We start from the raw sequence: 17518 nt of genomic DNA on the forward strand, positions 1-17518 counted from the left end.
TACTTTCTTAACTTAAGAAAGTATACTGATAAGATGATAAGAAAGAAGTATAGTAAAATTTTAATAGCAAATAGAGGAGAGATTGCTTGCAGGATAATCAAAACTGCGCGCAAGATGGGTATATCTTGTGTATGCGTATATTCAGATGCAGATGTAAATTCTGTGCATGTAAGGCAAGCAGATGAGTCGAAGTACATTGGTCCTTCACCTTCTTGCCTGAGTTATTTAAATATTGAAAAAATATGCGAGGTGGCAGTTGAAACAGGTGCTGAAGCGGTTCATCCTGGCTATGGGTTTTTAGCAGAAAATCCAGGTTTTCCCCGTGCTCTGGAAAAACATAACATAGATTTCATTGGTCCAAGTGCAGAAACAATAGAAGTTACAGCCAATAAAATAACGGCAAAAGAAGAGGCAAGAAAAGCTGGAGTAAATGTAGTGCCAGGATATATGGGTAAGATCGAAGATGCTGCCCACGCAGACATCGTTGCTGAAGAGATTGGTTTTCCCGTTATGCTCAAAGCTGCATCAGGTGGTGGTGGCAAAGGAATGCGAATTGTATATTCCAAAAAAGAAATTGAACTAGCATTTACATCAGCAACAAATGAAGCAGAGAAAAGTTTTAAAGATGGCAGTATTTTTATAGAGAAATATATAGAGCTGCCAAGACACATTGAAATACAAATCATAGCAGATAAATATGGCAATATAGTGTGTCTTGGAGAGAGGGAATGCTCGATACAAAGGAATAACCAGAAAATAATGGAAGAAACTCCAAGTCCATTTATTAGTGAAGAAGTAAGACAAAAAATGTATGCCCAATGTGTTTCTTTGGCAAAGCAAGTTGGTTATTTTTCAGCAGGTACTGTCGAGTTTGTTGTAGATAAAGACCAAAACTTCTATTTTCTTGAGGTAAATACGAGATTACAAGTTGAGCATCCAGTAACAGAATTTATAACTGGAATAGACATAGTAGAAGAAATGATTAGAACTTCCTGTGGAGAAAAATTGAGATTCAATCAGGATGATATTAAACTTACTGGTTCTGCAATAGAAAGTAGAATTTGTGCTGAAGACCCATCAAAGAAATTTTTTCCTTCCAGCGGAAGAATCAAATATTACGACAAACCGGATGATGTAAGAATAGATGATGGAGTAGCTAGCGGTTCAGAAATCAGCATGTTCTACGACTCAATGATTGCAAAAATTATAACCTATGGAAAAGATAGAATAGAAGCAATCAGCAGAATGCAAAAAGCATTGTCTGAATGTTATATAGAAGGAGTAACAAATAATATAGAATTTCTAGAATCCATTTTCCATCATCCAAACTTTATTGCAGCAAAACTCCACACAAGATTCATTCCAGACCATTATCCCAGTGGGTTTCAAGGCGATTTTATCACAGAGGAATATATTAAAATATTTATTTTTGCTGCACTGTATGTTCACTTAGAAAATGAGGGAAAGTATTACAGTAAGTCAATAGATGAAGCATTCATAGTGAAAATAGACGATAATGAGTACTCCGTAAATGCAAAATATCAAGATAACACATTAACAACAGTATATAACCACAATAAATACTCCGTGGTAGGTAAGTGGAAACTAAGTTACAGGTTGTTATATATAACAATTAATGATGATACCAATATAGCACTTAAAATAGAAAGGCAAGGCAGCAAATACTTTATAAGACACGCAGGTATGAAAGCTAAATGTTGTGTATTGAAACCTCATGTAGCTAAACTAAGCAAATTAATGCTAAACAACAAAACAGAAGGGATTTCAGTAGACACTGTGAAATCTCCAATATCTGGTTTATTAGTTAAATTACACGTAAATGCTGGAGATCAGGTAGAAATAGGACAACCTCTCTTTGTTGTGGAGGCAATGAAAATGGAAAATATCATATGTGCTGAATCAGAAATGGTGATAAAAAATATCCCTGTTACAGAGGGGAAAAATGTACAGGCTGGTGATTTGGTATTAGATCTGCTTTCTTAAATAACACAAGCAATATAAACCTGACCCAAATAAGATAAATGAAAACATTTGATGGGCTATGGCAATGGCCATTGGTATATGCAGCAACAAAGTGACTACTCCTAAAATTACCTGAATAATGACGGAGAGTAGCATAATATATACTGGTTTTACACTGGCATTTTTTATTGTGAGTATTGCTGTCAGAACTAATATCAGCAATGCCAATGCCCGGTGTATGAATTGCACTGTTACTCTATTTTCAAAGATATTGAGCCATGTAGGCTGTAAGAAAAATAAATCTTCCGGAACAATTTGTCCATCCATTAGTGGAAAGGTATTGTAAATTAAACCAGCATTTAGCCCTGCAACAAATGCACCGAAGATTATTTGTATTGTAACTAGGATTAAAATTATCCATATGTAACATGTAATGTTACTATTAATTTTAATTATCTGTTTTGGTTTGATTTGGTAATCAAAAAATTGATATGACAATAATGCAAAAATAACCAATGCAATCAGTAAGTGAAGTGCGAGCTTATAGTGACTAACATGAGGATTAGATACCAAACCGCTTTTAACCATATACCAACCAGCAAAAGCTTGTAAAATTCCAAATAATAGTGCTGTAGATAACCTTACTACTGCATTTTTAGGTATTCTTTTTTTTAGTGTAAAGTATATAAATGGTAAGATAAAAACTAAACCTGTCAGCCTTGCAATTAACCTGTGCACATATTCTATTAAGTATATGGTGCGAAACTCTTCCATACTCATACCATAATTAAATGCTTTATATTCAGGTGTAGCTTCATATTTTGATTTTTCTTTTAGCCAGTCTTGTTCACTCAGCGGTGGCAATGTTCCGGTAATTGGTTTCCATTCCGTGATTGACAATCCTGCTTTTGAAAGTCTGGTAAATCCACCAATTCCCACCATGCAAATCACCATGAGAGAGCAGAGAAAAAGCCAAATAGCTACAGGTTTTGCTTCCATAATCCATGCTGAGTTTTATTCCATTGCTGAGGGTGAATAACAAATTCCCACAAAGCGAGAAAAGCTGCAACGCTATGTAGTAGACTATAGACGGGAAAAAATATTGATACTATATAAAAATAAAAAGGCATTTTTTGTTGTCTGATAGCTATTATCAAAAAAATCAAGTTAATACCGTATACTATTATAAAATAATATAAGAATAATTCATTCAAAATTTGAGTCAGCACCAATGAAAGCAACAAAAAAGGAGTCATAAAAAACATCAAAGCTGAGGAACCAACAAAAAGGTTTAATAGCAAAATTCCTTTGAGTCCAGTGTGCTTAAAAAGTAATTTTATATTTTTTAAGTGAACAATGTAAGTTTGCATATAACCTTTAATCCAGCGTGCTCTTTGTTTGATCCAAGCAAACACAGTAGTTGGTGATTCTTCCAATGTTTCTGAATCAATAATCCTGGTTTTATATCCCATTTGCGCAAGTCTCAAACCAAGGTCAGCGTCTTCAGTGACATTGTAAGCATCCCAAAAAAGCACTTTCTTTAAAATTTCCACTGAAAAATGGTTACTGCTACCACCCAAAGGTATTGGCATGTTCATTTTTTGAAATCCAGGCAAAAAATATTGAAACCAGTTCATATACTCGAGAGAAAAGAATTTTGTAAGAAAATTGCAACCAAAGTTATAGTAATTTAATTTCGCCTGTACACAAGCCAACTTTTCGTCGCCCTTATTAAATTCAATTAGTGCTTTTTTTAACTGCAACGGATCTGGCTTGTCATCTGCATCATATATTACCACATACTTTCCTCTAGCAAAGCTCATAGCATAATTGCATGACTTAGCTTTTGTTCTAGGCAGAGAATGAGGTACTTTTATTACTTCAAAATACTGTGGTAAAGTGCATTTTTCTATAGCTGCCAACATTTCTTGATCATCGCTCTCTATCACAAGCTTTACATCTAATTTTGATTTTGGATAATCCAAATTTTCAATGCTCTTAATCAATTGCTTTATAACCGCATTCTCTTTAAAAGCAGGCAATAAAATAGTATATATAGGTTCATTCATCTTATCATAATCTGCTTTTTGGTTAGAAATTTTACGCAAGCCAAAAATTTTAGTTACAAATTTGAATAAAGAACTAGAACATCCGATTATAAATATCAACACCAAAGCAAAATATGCATATTTTTTTGTCAGTGTTAAAGTCGAAATCATAACAAAGAAAGAGGAAAAAAAGATTGAACTGAGCCTAATGCTTTTAGCTGAAAAATTAGGATTCTTATAATATAAGTAGTTACTTGCGAATTCTGAAATACCAAAGTGTGAGTTAAGAAGATTTAAAATCTGTTTGCTATCTACTTTTATCAATACATATTCAATACCGTAATGAGATTCGACCCAAAGGTTGATATCTTGGCTTATGTCTTCAACCATAAAAAAAGTAGTATCATTTAATTTTTGCCAAGGAATTATATTAAACCTATAGTAGAAAAGTTTCTCTTGTTCTTTGCATAAACTAGAATCAAATTTAATTTTTTCTACATTATCAGTTTGAAGTACAGGCATTAAACTTAATGCAACTTTTTGCTCAAGTCACGTGAAAACGAAGATATAACCTCACTACTACGCTTATCATCTTTACGTTCATGCATTATTTTTTTTATAGCATCAGCAGCTATACTCGCTGTGTTAGCTTGTAAATCCCCAAGAGCTTTTTCAACTTGGTCAGTAACTTTCTTCAAATTAGAATGGGAATTTTCATCTAACGTTTGATCGAGTTGCTGTCTATTATGCTTAATAATACTATTAGCCTTATCAAGTGCTTCATTCATCATTTTGTTAACTTCTGCATCTAATCTTTTGTATTTTTCAGAAGATTTTTTGTAATACTCCAACATATCTTTTCTGAATTTTTCAGTTTCTTCACTTGAAAACTTGCTTTTGTTACGTTTATTGTTAAGCGCGTTTTTTATTATCTTCCTTAGCAATTTATATGAGAGGATAAAACCTACTAAAAAAGCAAGGCTTATAACTAGTAATGTAGACATAAAAACCCTAAAATTCTTTGGATACCAAATCAGCAACAAATTCCTCTTCAATCTCAGAATTAGCTAACTTAGTATAGTAAATCAAAGCAATACTAGTAGCCATTTGTTTTAATTCACTAATATACTTAGATTTAAATTGTACTACCTTTTCTTCAACAAGTTTAATCATCTTCTTGTCTTCCTCTTCCAATATATCCTTAACATTCGCTCTCATTTCTTCTACTTGAGCAAATGCATCATCTATGATTTTTTTTGCCCGTACTCTAGCTTGATTTAAAGCTGCATTATACTTGGCAATTTGCTCTTCTGTAAGTCTTAAAAGGTGAATAGAACTATTAAATGAATCTAACACTTCTTTACTTCTAGTGCTTATTATTTCATCTAACTTCGGTAAAAACAAACAACTCACTACAAAAAAAAGTGAAGAGAAAAAAATTAAAAACCAAAAAATTTGAGAAGAGAAAGTTGAAACATCAAGCTGTGGCATCTGTTAAGCAGCAAATATTAATAACATTGCAAGTACAAACGCAAGCAACCCCATGATTTCAACCATGGCAGCACCAATATAAACGTAACTTTTCATTTTACCTTCTGACTCAGGATTTCTCGCAATCCCATTTAACATAGCAGAGAAGATATTAGCTATACCTAAACCAGCACCGAGCATTCCAAATACAGCCAAACCAATTGCTATAAATTTTAAAGCCACTAAATCCATATATTACCTTTAACTATTTCTTTATAATATAATTGTAAAATATTCTGCAAGGAAGTCAATTACTTTACTGCATCTGACAAATATACACATGTTAATATAGTAAATATATAAGCTTGCAAAACTGCAACAAATACTTCAAATCCTATTAGTGCAATTATAAACAAAAAAGGTGCAGGTGTAAAAAATATGTTCATATTTATGACGAATCCTGCTATCACTTTGATGATTGTATGACCCGCAATCATATTTGCTGCAAGCCTTATTGATAAACTAATCGGTCTTACTAAATAAGCAAATAATTTAATAATGATGATTATAGGTGCAAGCCACGAAGGAGTTCCTTTTGGTAGCAATATGCGTAAAAATTCTACTCCTCTTTCTTTAAACCCAACAATCGTTATATAAGTAAAAACCACCATTGATAAAGCGAAGGTAACTATCACATGACTTGTAACTGTGAAACTATAAGGAAGAACACCAACTAAATTACACGATAAAATGAAAATAAATACTGTAAATATCAAAGGAATGTGCTCCAAACCTTTGCTTCCAGTGTTACTTTCTATTATTGAAACAACAAAATCATATACATATTCAACTGCAGCTTGCAAATATCCTGGTATTACTGCACCTTTTCTTATTCCAAGGAGCAAAAACAGTACCATTAATATCACCGAGATCATCATAAAAAGAGATGAGTTGGTAAAGTTTATGTCATACCCAAATAATTTTGGTAGTTCTATTATTGTATATACTTTAAATTGTTCTAGCGGATTTAACGCCATTTTGACCCTGTATACTTAAACTGCAGCAGTAAATAAAGTATAAATTTTATAAAATAAAGTCAAGAATTAAGATAAGGAGCTCTGTATTATTATAGCATTAACATATTAACAAAATATACAATTAAAATGCAAATTATAGTCAGCTACCAATCTTATTCTAAATTCTTGACTTAACATCTTATTTTAACTATAATTTAGTTTTAATATGAGGCAATTATGAACGAAATAGATTTTACTAATCCACCTTTAAATTTAGAACAGGAATGTGGTAACGGGTACATCAAGTTTACAGATTATTCTTCTAACTCAGACACTGGTCTTTTCCACATGGCAGGTGAAATGCTAAATGAAAGCCATGATGTTATAGGAAATTTCACTGGTGATGCTTACATTTATAATTTCCATATAGATGATCACAATATGAACATTCAACTCTGCATGGAAATGGACTGCAAAGGTGATATAAAGAAAATTCTTTCTTTATAGAAAGAGTAGGCTTCTCTGTTGTTTCTTGGAATATAGAAGCCACTTATTACAACAAACTTTAAAAACATCACATTTTACATTACAATGAATTTTTGTTTCTTGTTAGATAAATGAAGTTCACATTATCTTGGTTATTAGAGTACTTAGAAACCAATGCTAATTTAGAGGAAATTACTGATAAATTAACTCACATAGGGTTGGAAGTAGAGAATGTGATCGACAATTCCAGATTGGCCGGGTTTGTTGTTGCAGAAGTATTAGAAGTTGCACCTCATCCAAATGCTGATAAATTAAAATTATGTAGAGTAAATGATAGAAGTAAAGTTCTGCAGATAGTCTGCGGAGCAAAAAATGTTAAAGAAGGCATGAAGACTGTACTTGCATCTCTTGGTAGCACATTGCCAGAAAGCAACTTTACAATTAAGCCTACAAAAATAAGAGGAGTGCTAAGTGAAGGGATGCTCTGCTCTGCCTCTGAGCTTTCGCTGACTCAAGATGAAAGTGAAGGAATAATCGAGCTTTCTGATGATTATAAAACAGGAGATAAATTTTTCAATTGCGATCCTGTAATTGACATAAACATCACTCCAAACCGTGGAGATTGCTTAGGTGTTTATGGAATAGCACGTGATCTAGCAGCAACTGGAATTGGAACGTTAAAGACTTTAACCATTCCACAACTTACCGCTTCTATGAACTCACTAATAAACGTCAAAGTCATCGATGGGGAGAGTTTTATTAGTGGAGCATATATCACTAATGTAAAAAATAAAGAGAGTCCAAAATGGCTAAAAGATAGTCTGGAATCGATAGGAATGCGCTCCATTTCTGCAATAGTTGATATTACTAATTACATTATGATATCTTTCGGGCGCCCGATGCACGCGTATGATGCAAAAAAAATAGAAGGAGAGCTCATAGTACGCAAAGCAAATGACGAAGAAAAATTTATTGGTTTAAATGATAAAGAGTACTTATTAAACAAAGACATAAGAGTTATTTCTGATAATAAAAATGTTCATGCAATTGCTGGAATTATGGGCAGTAAGTACAGTGAATGCACTCTTGAGACTACTGATATCTTTTTAGAGTCTGCTTGGTTTGACCCCATCTCTATCACTAAATCTTCAAGGCAGCTCAGCATCTCCACAGACTCAAGTTACAGGTTTGCACGCTCAGTTGATCATGGATTCATTCTTGATGGGCTGAATCTTGCAGCCAAAATGATTTTGGATTTATGTGGCGGAGAAGTGTCAAGCATAGTGTCTGCTGGCAATTTGAATAAGGCTGATACCAAGATAAATTTTGATTATCAAGATGCAAACAAACTTGGAAGTGTATCTGCATCACCTAATGAGCTATTCGATATTTTAACAAAGCTAGGGTTTAGTATCGATAAAAAAACCGAAGGTAATTGGAATATACAAGTACCAAGCTGGAGACCAGACATAAAAATACCTGCTGACCTAGTTGAAGAGGCAGTAAGAATATACGGCTATGATAAAATAAAGGAAGAGCAACTAGCAGAAGACGTTACAGTAGAAGAAGAGACACAAGATGATTTGCGCATTTTAATGACAAGCAGAGGATTTCATGAAGTGATAACTTGGTCTTTTATGAGTGAATCAATAGCTGAAAAGTTTGGTTATTTGAATAAGTTATTCATTATCGATAATCCATTTAATAATAACTTCAATATAATGAGGCCAAGTGTCATACCAAATTTGTTGCAAGTCACTGCAGATAATATTGCTCACGGGATATCTGATCTCGCAATTTTTGAAATTGGACCAATTTATAATGGTGAGGCTCAGTTTAAGTACGTTTTAAGTGGAATTAGATCAGGAAATAATTCGCCGAAAAACCACTATAACACTGATAGAAAAGTAGATATTTTTGACGCAAAGGCTGACCTCATAACAGCTTTGGAACTTTTTAATGTCAATTGTGATAATTTAGCAATAGAGAGAGCAGAAAAAGAATATTATCACCCAGGAAAATCAGGCTCCTTATCTTTTAGAAGCAAAATAGTTGGTTATTTTGGAGAATTGCATCCGAGTATATTGGATTTTTTTAACATCAAACAAAAAATTGTAGGCTTTGAGTTGATATTAGAAAATATCGAAAATTTACCTATAAGTAGAAAAAAATTTATCGATTATAAATATCAAAGTGTAAAACGCGACTTTGCATTTATTGTAAATAAAGATGTAGCAGCAGGCAGTATAATCAATATGGTGAAAAAAAGCTCAGAGCTCATCACAGAAGTTTTGATATTTGATGTATATCATGGAAACAATATAGAATCGAATAAGATGTCTATAGCATTTTCAGTTACTTTCTGCTCTCCAACTCACACTTTAACTGAAGAGGAAATCCAAAAAGAATCAAATATGATAGTCAACTTAGTGTGTGAAAATACTGAAGGAACTTTGAGAGCTCATCATTAAGCCGTAATCGCCGTTTCCTGATTTTGCTGTGTCACGTTTACTTCATCCAATTTATTTCCTATCTTGAATTCAATATCCTTGAAAAACCTATCCCACATTCCATGCAAATGCTCTTCTACTTTAGGCCATACATCATTTTTAAATGTCGTTCCATCATCAGAAAATAAATTACCAAAAAAAACTCCTACTTCCTCATAACTTGATTGAAAATGTTGAAGAAATGTTTCTACTTCCTTATGAGTATCATGTGCCACACTCAACGCTTTTCCTTCTGTGCTCTTATCCCCACGCATTGCAACGGCAAGACCTGTTTGAATATATCCCAAGCCTGTCCTAATAGCTTTTATAGGCTGCAGCCATGAACTCTTATCACTTTTTGGTACATTATTTACTATATTTTCCACCAACCTATTTATTAAAGGAGACAATAAATCTTGACAAAAATGTTTGATATTGTCTTTTGTCTTAATCACAGGACTTTTTATGCACTTTTCTGCCAAATAGTACTCAAGTTCTGCTCTCTCTAGTAACTTCTTAATTGCTTCTTCGTTAAAAGTTTCATGCTCGAACGCCTTCAGTAAATCATCTTCTATTATTGCAAATTTTATTTTTTCACGAGATTCTAGTTCTTCTCTATAATCATTTTTTGTTTTTTTATTTATCAACAATCCTTCTTTTTCTAATTCTAACTGTTTTAATGCTTTTAGAATTTCTTGGTTATTTTGCAAATGCTTCTCTATTAATTTTGTACTTGGATGCTTTTCTCCTTTTCTCTTTCGCTCATCTTCTAAGTACTTATTTAAATCCTCACTTTCTTCTATTACTTCTCTTAACGATATAGGTTGATCTAAGCATTCTGCAATTTTCACTCGGTGCACATTAATCCTCTGTACTAAATCCGGCTCCTTTTCCTCTAACAGCTTACATGAATTCTCTATACCCTTTGCTTGACTTTTAAACAAATCTTGCGTTTTACGTTTCGTTATTTCTAAATACATCTTTGCTATAAAATCATTCACTTCATCTAAAGCTTCTTCACTTAAAGAAGCTTTTATCTTGTTTTCTAAATTTACAAACTGCTCCTCTATCAGGCTTAATATACCTAATCGGCTTAACTTATCTTTGGCTTTTCTCATTACTGATTTTACTAGCCTTTGCTTAACCTCTTGATTATCATACTCGAACTTAAAAAGACCTTCTAATCTTCTTTTTAAATTACCCTCCGCTAAGCTATTCTTTTTTATAATCTCGTACATTCCTTTCAATTTTGCATGTATCCTAATATATCTTTCCTGTCCTTCTTTTTTTAAACACTCAATCTCTCTTTTAGTGTTATCTAGAGCTTTCTTCGTTTCTTGAGGATATATATCCTTATAAACATCAATGATTGTACTCTTAGCTATTTTCCCTTCTTCTTTAAGTCGTTCCCACTCTGCTTTAAATACAGGAAGTGCATCATCACTTATATCTCTTGTTATCCCACCTACTTTTCCCAATGCTTCTAATCGATCATCTTCATCAGCTAAATCAAGTGCCTCTTTATTTTTCAGTTTTTTTATATCTCCTATTATCATCTCTTTCTCATTTGGTAATTCCTTACCTTGACTTTCTAATTTCTGTTTCACTAAAGTATTTTTTAGCTCATCCTCCAGTGAAAAATCTTCTCCCCGTCTATTTTGCTGAAACTTAATTGCTTGTATGAAGGCAACTTGATAAGCATTTTCTATCAAATGAGTTGTCAATTGATGGCCTATACTATCTACAACTTTCAGCCTGAATTCGTTCAACAATTCCTTCAGTTTATCATGTGTAATATCTTTCTTTTCTAGCTTCATCAGCTTTTCCATAGTTCTTGCGCATTCTTGAATCGAAGTTGCAAGCACATTCTTGATTTCACTATGTAAGGGCTTAAGACCATTTTTTAAATTGATGTTAGTTGACAATTTCAGTACGATATTGCGCTCTGAATCCCGCGTTACACTAAACCACTGATTATTTTCATTATCGCATAAATCTCTAAGTAATTGTTTAAATTGCGGTGGAAACTTTATTTCCATATCATATTCAATGCTTGGCTCAGGAACTTCTGTTTCATGAAAAGATACCTCAATATTGTGGTGCTTATTAGAATACTGCCCCGTACTTATTTTAAGAACAGTAACTAAAGAATGGACTAACTCTCTATTTAAAAGATAAAAAGTAGCCAAAGCAACTGTTGCAGGAATAACTAAGGCTGTTAGCACAGCCACATTAACAAAAATTGCTATTGCAGCAAGAACGCCATATGCCAGTCTTTTTGGTACACTTGCCTCACTCTTTTGTGTCTTATCTTCACCTACATCAGCTTGTGTCTTGCTGTCTGCTTTAAATCTACTATATATGACTAACCCCATTGCAGTAAAAGCAATATAAGGAAGCATTAAAACTGACAGAGCTAAATTTAATACTTTCTTCTCTGGGCAAGCTCTGTTTATCTCTTTCAATATTTTGCTTGACATATTATACCAAGAGGTAAAAAAGTCAGAGTTGTAATCTTTATAATGAAATATACTGAGTGGAATATCAAAAGTAGCAGCCTTGCTATCAAAGAATTCTTCCACTTCCTCTAAATCAGAAATAAATTCTCTCTCTTCTGAAGTAACAACACCTAAATCATTCCCTTCTTCTACATTAGAAACATCTTCCATAGCATCAAAAAACTCTTCTTCCTCTTCCAAAGCAACATTGGAAATAGATTGTACTTTATCTAAATCATCATTATTGTTATTTAAATCAACAATTTCTTTACAATCATCTGCAACAATCTGATTCATACTACAAACCTACCTAAAGCAGTCTCAGTATATCATAAATATTACTAACTTTGCAACTTTATTAACTTAATACCAACTATCAAATCTTGATATTCTTTAGAATAGAAATCGGCCTCGATCTCTTTATTAGTATCCAAAGATAAGGCAAGGGTCTGTTCTTTTATATATTTATTCCATGTAGTTATTGCTTCCTTAATTTTCTCATCTTCTGCTTTAATTATTACTCTGATTCTATCTGATATATGGAAATCAGCTTGTTTTCTAGTTTCTTGAATAAGCCTCACAACATCTCTTGCGAGTCCTTCTAGAATTAGTTCATCATTGAGCTCAGTACTCAGAACAACAATCCCTTTATTGTTATCAAATACAGAAGAATATTCACTATTTGCTTTTAATAATAGTTCATACTCACCTTTTTCTATAGTATAGCTCTCTGTTTCATCTCCCAGAAATATTTGCTCATTCTCAATTTGTCTCCACTTTTCTTCTTTGACATATTGAACTAGTTTCTTGATTTTATCTGCAACCTTCTTACCAAGTAGCGGAAAATTTAGTTTTAGCTCTAGTGACGCAACTTCTTTCAAATCACTTACTATTTCTAGTTCTTTTACATTCACCTCATCTCTTATTATCTCTTGATATTCATTTTTAAGGAAATCGCAGGAAGACCTATGATAAATGGTCATACTGCCAAGTGGCTGCCTGATGCGCATGTTAAACGTATTTCTGATGGATAATGCAGAGTTACATATCTCTCTTACCAAATCCATCTTGGCAATGAGTTCACTGTCATATCTATCTGATTGTGGAAAATCAGCCAAATGAACAGATGTTTCTTTGTACTCAAGCCCTTGCCATATAGTCTCTGTTATGAGTGGCAACAAAGGAGCTGCAGCCCGTAGTATGTAATAAAAAACTGTGTATAGAACATTATAAGCATCAGTTTTGTCTTGATCTAAATCATTTTTCCAAAAACGCTCACGACTACGACGAATATACCAATTATTTAACACTTCAAAGAAATTCATCAGGGTTTTACAAGCCTCTTGGGAATTATAGTTGTTCATAGAAGCTTGTATACTTTCCACAGCTTCAAAACATTTGGAAATCATGTAGCGATCAATGGTACTCTGATAATCTTTACAAACCTCAGCTCTAATTCCATCTGCATTTGCATACATGGTAAAAAAGTGATAACTATTCCAAATAGGTTTTATTACGTCCTTCAGAATATCTCGTATCGATTTTCCTTCTTTGTCGAGTAGTAAATTACCACCGCAAACAATGGAACCAGATAGCATAAGAAAACGCAGCGCATCAGAACCACATTTGTCAAAAACCTCCATTGGATCTGCATAATTATTTAAACGCTTGGATAATTTCTGACCTTTCACGTCAAGAACCACACCGTGGCATATGCAATTCTTAAATGGCTCACTATCAAATAAAGCAGTGGAAAGCACAAAAAGCGTATAGAACCATCCTCTTGTTTGTGCTATATATTCAGTGATAAAATCCGCAGGGAAATTTTTCTCGAACCATTCTTTATTTTCAAACGGATAGTGAACTTGCGCGAACGGCATCGAGCCAGACTCAAACCAACAATCAAACACATCAGGCACACGACGCATAACTGATTTTCCTGTTGGATCATCAGGATTTGGTCTTATCAAAGTATCGATAAATGGTCTGTGCAAGTCATCTATTTTAACATTAAAATCTCGCTCTAGTTCTGCTATCGAACCATATACATCCACTCTTGGATATTTTGCATCATCTGATTTCCACACAGGAATTGGCGTACCCCAAAATCGATTGCGTGAAATAGACCAGTCATGCGCTCCTTCAAGCCATTTTCCAAATTGACCATCTCTTATATGATTTGGCATCCAATTAACTCTCTTATTTAGCTCTGTCATTCTTCCCTTAAACTTTGTCACAGCAACGTACCAAGAAGGCATAGTGCGATAGATCAAGGGAGTATCAGTTCTCCAGCAGTGAGGATAATTATGAATATGTTGCTCAGTCTTAAACCAACTCCCCTGCTCTTTTAATTTTTTTATTACTGTATCATTGGCATCAAAAACATGAACTCCTGTTAAATCTGAAACTTCTGCAGTAAATTTCCCACCGTTATCAATTGGACAAACAGCTCGAATATCATGGCTTTGGCAAAGGTAAAAATCTTCTTCACCAAATCCAGGAGCAGTGTGCACGACACCAGTGCCGTCTTCTGCTGTAACATAATCAGCAATGAAAACACGGAACGCATTCTTTGTATCTTTAAAGTAATCAAACAGTGGTTTATAGGAAAGACCTGCAAGATCACTCGCTTTAAGTTTTGTATTACAGTTTTCATATTGAATATTGCTTTGTTCACAGTGGCTGACAAATTTCTCTAAATAACTTTCAGCAAAGATGCAGACTTCACCATTTACTAACACCATACAATACTCAATATCCTCCCCTACTGCCAGTGCAAGATTGCTCGGCAACGTCCAAGGCGTTGTAGTCCAAGCAAGTAATCTACATTTTTGTTTAAATTGCTTTGGATTTTCTAAAAGTTCAAAAGCAACAGTTACAGCTTTGCTAATTTTTTCTCTATATGCATTATCAAGCCTTGTTTCAAAATTAGAGAGTGGAGTTTCGCACGCCCAGCTATAGGGAACAACGCGTATTGATTCATACACCAGACCTTTATCATAAAGCTGCTTAAATGCCCACATGACCGACTCCATGAATGACTTATCCATAGTCTTATAGTCATTGTGAAAATCTACCCATCTTGCTTGTCTATTTACATACTTCTCCCATTCTGATGAAAATTTCATCACAGAAGTACGGCAGTGATTATTGAATTTCTTAATCCCGAATTTTTCTATCTCAGTTCTGCCAGATATTCCAAGCTCCTTTTCTGCGCCCATCTCAGCTGGCAGTCCATGACAATCCCAACCAAATCTACGTTCAACTCTTTTTTGCAGCATAGTTTGATATCTTGCAAATGCATCTTTGATGAAACCAGTAAGTAAGTGTCCGTAATGCGGAAGTCCATTTGCAAACGGAGGCCCATCATAAAATACAAAACAATGATCCTTGGAACGTTTCTTGACTGACTGCTCAAAAATTTTATTTTCCTGCCAAAATTTTATGATTTCCTTTTCTAGTAATGAAAAATCAGGACTACTGCTTGTATCAGGATAATGCTTCATGTTCATTTTAACTGGATAAAATCAAAGAATATAGAGCTTTCCAGAAAATTACAAATTCAAAAACTCTATTTCTATAAACATAAAAAGGTATTGACATTGTCGTGTACAAGATATTAATTGATCAGATTTATTTACTTAAGTTGAAGATGAACAGAAACAATAACAATTGGCCTTATCAGAAATTTCATGATACCAGTAAAAGCAATAGTAGAAACAATCCTACTTGGAGCTCACGTTTTTATGAATACAATGATTCTGGAGAGATTAAAAAGTCACACCTTAAATGGGGACCAAAAACAGCTAATAGTCCTGGAAGTTATATAGATAAGGCTTCTTGCACTTGTAGAATAAAGGAATATAGCTCTTTGAGTATTATTAGCTTAAGTAACTGAAAAACTTTAAACAATAGCAACATAGAAGCGTTTTTTCTTCATAGAAACCATCTTCTATTAGACAGCGCATCCCAATAAACTATTTTGCCGAGCTTCCAATATCCTTACATTTACTATTTTATCTTTGTATTCATCATCAGGGTCATCAACGCATACTGATTGCATATACGTGCTTTTACCAATAATTTGATTGTGGTGTTTACCTTTTTTATCGCTGAACAAAACAGGAATAGTTTTCCCCACCATACTCTGATTAAATTCAAGTTGTTGCTTGCTAATTAATTCCTGTAATCGAAGAAGGCGCTCTGTTTTAACCTCTTCTGTTACTTGATCTTTTCTTTCTGCTCCCGGTGTACCTGGTCTTGGGCTATATTTAAAACTATAAGCCTGAGCATATTTTACTTTTTCTACTAATTTCATAGTTTCTTCAAAATCTTTTTCAGTTTCTCCAGGAAAACCAACGATAAAATCAGAACAAAATTCAATTTTAGGTTTCAATTTGCACAATCTGTCTATTATTTCCAAATACTCCTCTGCCGTATGCTTTCTGTTCATTGCGTGCAATATTTTATTCGAACCTGATTGCACAGGTAGATGAACAAACGGCATGAGTTTTGATTCCTCCGCATGTGCCAAGTAGAGAGATTCATGCATATCTCTTGGATGAGAAGTTGTATAACGAATCCTCTCTAGCTTCTCAATTTTAGCAATGTAACTAATTAATTTTCCTAAATCCCACACTTCTCCTTCGCACTCCCCATGATAAGCATTGACGTTCTGACCAAGCAAAGTAATTTCCTTTGCTCCATTTGCAACTAACTTCAATGTTTCGCGGAATATTTCATTTACTGGTCGTGAATACTCAGCCCCGCGAGTGTAAGGCACCACACAAAACGTACAAAATTTATCACAACCTTCTTGTATAGCAAGAAACGAAGAAGACCCTTGATTATTACCATAACATTCGTCTGGCAATTTATCAAACTTCGCAACTTCAGGAAAATCAGTATTTATTACATGACCTTTACTTCTACTTGCTTTGACTATCAACTCCGGTAAAGCAGCAATACTCTGCGGACCAACAACAATATCAACAAAAGGAGCCCTTCTGAACACTTCTTCTCCTTCTGCTTGTGCTACACACCCAGCCACCACTATGGTCATTTCTTTATTTTTTTGTGATGAATGAATCCTTCCAAGCTCTGAGTAAAGCTTTTCTGCTGCCTTCTCTCTAATATGACAAGTATTTAATATCACCAAATCAGCTTTTTCTGCATCACTTACAACACTGAACCCTAGAGGCTTAACTATATTCTCCATTAAAACAGAGTCATAAACGTTCATCTGACAGCCGTAAGTTTTAATGTATAGGCCTTTCATATTTAAAATTCTTCACACAAATTCTAGCAAATTATACGAAAAACTGGATTCTAGTACAACAGCCAATAAAGATTGCTTGACAAACCTTCTCGCTTTCCTTATTATAACAGCAGAGATATTTTAAGAGCTCAAAATCTATCTTCGTCTGCAGACTTTTCAGTCAATTTTTCAACAAAAAACGTATTCTTCAGCACACGTTCAAATTCTGTTGTATGTGCGCTGCATTTTTTTCTAATCTTCAGGAGGATTT

12 protein-coding genes are annotated in these 17518 nt (G+C 33.9%); 3 read left to right on the top strand and 9 right to left on the bottom strand.

What is annotated here, in order from left to right; translation table 11 throughout:
• The first annotated feature begins 33 nt into the window (after positions 1-33).
• On the top strand, positions 34-2004 hold the full coding sequence (locus BVG17_RS02740) for an acetyl-CoA carboxylase biotin carboxylase subunit (RefSeq protein ID WP_063630676.1): 1971 nt from the start codon (positions 34-36) through the stop codon (positions 2002-2004).
• Here the strand turns inward: BVG17_RS02740 and BVG17_RS02745 are convergent.
• The 6 genes from BVG17_RS02745 to BVG17_RS02770 are packed head-to-tail and all read right to left on the bottom strand — an operon-like array spanning position 1987 to position 6538.
• On the bottom strand, positions 1987-2982 hold the full coding sequence (locus tag BVG17_RS02745) for a COX15/CtaA family protein (RefSeq protein WP_063630677.1): 996 nt from the start codon (positions 2980-2982) through the stop codon (positions 1987-1989). The two genes, BVG17_RS02740 and BVG17_RS02745, sit on opposite strands and share 18 nt — an antisense overlap.
• Entirely contained in the window at positions 2964-4553 is a 1590-nt protein-coding gene (locus BVG17_RS02750; RefSeq protein WP_063630678.1) for a glycosyltransferase family 2 protein, read from the bottom strand. Before BVG17_RS02750 ends, BVG17_RS02745 begins: the two co-directional genes overlap by 19 nt.
• Before the next feature lie 5 nt (positions 4554-4558).
• Positions 4559-5035, bottom strand: a complete 477-nt coding sequence (locus BVG17_RS02755; RefSeq protein ID WP_063630679.1) for a F0F1 ATP synthase subunit B family protein — start codon at positions 5033-5035, stop codon at positions 4559-4561.
• 7 nt (positions 5036-5042) lie between these two features.
• Positions 5043-5522, bottom strand: a complete 480-nt coding sequence (locus BVG17_RS02760; protein WP_063630680.1) for a F0F1 ATP synthase subunit B family protein — start codon at positions 5520-5522, stop codon at positions 5043-5045.
• 3 nt (positions 5523-5525) lie between these two features.
• A complete protein-coding gene (locus BVG17_RS02765) occupies positions 5526-5753 on the bottom strand; it encodes a F0F1 ATP synthase subunit C (RefSeq protein ID WP_006014985.1) in 228 nt (75 codons plus the stop codon).
• Positions 5754-5812: 59 nt separating this feature from the next.
• A complete protein-coding gene (locus tag BVG17_RS02770; RefSeq protein WP_007302047.1) occupies positions 5813-6538 on the bottom strand; it encodes a F0F1 ATP synthase subunit A in 726 nt (241 codons plus the stop codon).
• 216 nt (positions 6539-6754) lie between these two features.
• Between BVG17_RS02770 and BVG17_RS02775 the strand changes: the two genes are divergently transcribed.
• Positions 6755-7024 carry a hypothetical protein gene (locus BVG17_RS02775; protein ID WP_010402566.1) on the top strand — a complete coding sequence of 90 codons (270 nt, stop codon included), beginning with the start codon at positions 6755-6757 and terminating at the stop codon, positions 7022-7024.
• Positions 7025-7134: 110 nt separating this feature from the next.
• On the top strand, positions 7135-9474 hold the full coding sequence (gene pheT / locus BVG17_RS02780; RefSeq protein ID WP_063630681.1) for a phenylalanine--tRNA ligase subunit beta: 2340 nt from the start codon (positions 7135-7137) through the stop codon (positions 9472-9474).
• Here the strand turns inward: pheT and BVG17_RS02785 are convergent.
• The 3 genes from BVG17_RS02785 to miaB form a co-directional block, all read right to left on the bottom strand.
• Positions 9471-12287, bottom strand: coding sequence for a hypothetical protein (locus BVG17_RS02785; RefSeq protein ID WP_063630682.1), 2817 nt, complete (start codon positions 12285-12287; stop codon positions 9471-9473). The genes pheT and BVG17_RS02785 overlap by 4 nt on opposite strands.
• Positions 12288-12331: 44 nt before the next feature.
• Positions 12332-15502, bottom strand: coding sequence for an isoleucine--tRNA ligase (gene ileS / locus BVG17_RS02790; protein ID WP_143688842.1), 3171 nt, complete (start codon positions 15500-15502; stop codon positions 12332-12334).
• A 443-nt stretch (positions 15503-15945) separates the two neighbouring features.
• Positions 15946-17268: a tRNA (N6-isopentenyl adenosine(37)-C2)-methylthiotransferase MiaB gene (miaB, locus tag BVG17_RS02800; protein WP_063630685.1), complete on the bottom strand. Its 1323-nt coding sequence runs from the start codon at positions 17266-17268 to the stop codon at positions 15946-15948.
• Positions 17269-17518: the final 250 nt, after the last annotated feature.

It is taken from the genome of Wolbachia endosymbiont of Laodelphax striatellus (genome assembly GCF_007115015.1).
In the GTDB taxonomy this organism is placed as follows: Bacteria; Pseudomonadota; Alphaproteobacteria; order Rickettsiales; family Anaplasmataceae; genus Wolbachia.